The organism is Lactobacillus sp. UMNPBX15 (assembly GCF_002553785.1).
Lineage (GTDB): Bacteria > Bacillota > Bacilli > Lactobacillales > Lactobacillaceae > Lactobacillus > Lactobacillus crispatus.
The window spans coordinates 1-1,512 of record NZ_PCYV01000072.1; the positions used below are offsets into that span (position 1 = coordinate 1).

Sequence of the window (1,512 nt, forward strand, 5' to 3'; positions counted from 1 at the left end):
TATACTTAAGTTGATTATTTGATTTCAGCTAAAGTCTTTTATTTTCGGTGGCTATGTTGTAATCATATAATTGATCATGTTTGATAAGAGCAAACATTGTGCGTATCAGTTTATGGACTGATGCAATGGCGATTTTCTTATAGCCTTGGCTATTTGAAGATCGTTTTTTCTTGTCATAATAATCAGTTATATGGCAAGGCTGCGTAGCCTTTACCGTCTCCATTTGAGTAATAACTCGATAAAGTATTTTTCTGGCAATATGATTGCCATGCTTGGTAATGCCAAGAGAACTGTCTTTTTCACCAGATTGGTACCTTCCTGGATCAATGCCAACAAACGCATCAATTTGAGCTGAAGTGCTAAACCGTCTTAGATCACCGAGCTCTGCTACTAATCTCACTGCTGTAATTCTAGCAACCCCTGGGATACTCAAATAGATGGATAAAGCACGAGCGTTTACTGCTTTAGCCAGCTTTTCCATGTAGTTAATTACATAGTCGCGTTCTTGCTGGAGTGAAAATAAATTAGAAATGTTCCTTTGAATAGCTCTAACGATAATACTATCTTTGGAATCATAAGGATAAGCTTCTCTAGCAAAAGCGTATAATCTTGTGGTTAAGTACCGTGCCCTTTGTTGTCCTATTCCAGAAATAGAATTAAGCATTTGAGTTACCTGTGTCTCATTCTTTTCTAGAACATATCCAGCATGTGGGAAAAGACTAACAAGCGCCCAATAAATTCTGCCAGATGGATGAGACAGTATTTCTTCAATTTGTGGGAAAGTGGATTGGAGGTTGCGGTGCAATTGATTTTTAGTAGTAACTATACTCCTAGTAAGTTCTTCATAATAGCGACTGGCATTCTGAAGTTCATGATACTCTCTGGGCTGTGGATCACGCAGCTTTTGCGGGGCATTAAATTGAATTAAAGCCAGGCGATAAGCATCTACCTTATCAGTTTTATTATGGCGTAAATTATTGTCCATTAGCTTTTTCGCTTTAAGCGGATTAAGCTTCAAATACTTAATATGATAATCCTCTAAGAAAGCTTGCAGGCTTAGAGAATAAACACCAGTAGCTTCGAAAACAACTAAAGGAGTTATCAAATATTGGTTCAGTTGCTCATAAAGTTTTTGATAGCCAAAGGAATCATTAGAGATTCTAAAAGATTCGCCTTGTTTGATCCGGTCATTAACCACACAAACTGTGGAAGATTTACTGCTAACATCAATACCGAAAATAATTTGTGATTCCATAATATAACCTCCGCTGTGAAGATAAACCTCTTTATCAACCTATTAATTCTAATTTTCTAAACACGGCATCTAAGTGCCCACAGACTTCGAAGAGACTTAAGAATAGGTGGTAAAGCAGTCCGTTTCTTTTACGACATCAAGTGTCTAAAAAGCTGAAGACTTGATTTGCTTTATCTTCACTTTCTATTTTAGACAAAATAAAAAGTGCCAGATCGTGAATCCGTCGATTCATGATCCAACACTAGGTTAGTATGTTT

The 1,512-nt window shown here is 36.8% G+C and carries 1 protein-coding gene; it reads right to left on the reverse strand.

The features are described from left to right. Positions 1-28: 28 nt before the first annotated feature. A complete protein-coding gene (locus CP366_RS10305) occupies positions 29-1,258 on the reverse strand; it encodes an IS110 family transposase (RefSeq protein WP_080668519.1) in 1,230 nt (409 codons plus the stop codon). Positions 1,259-1,512: the final 254 nt, after the last annotated feature.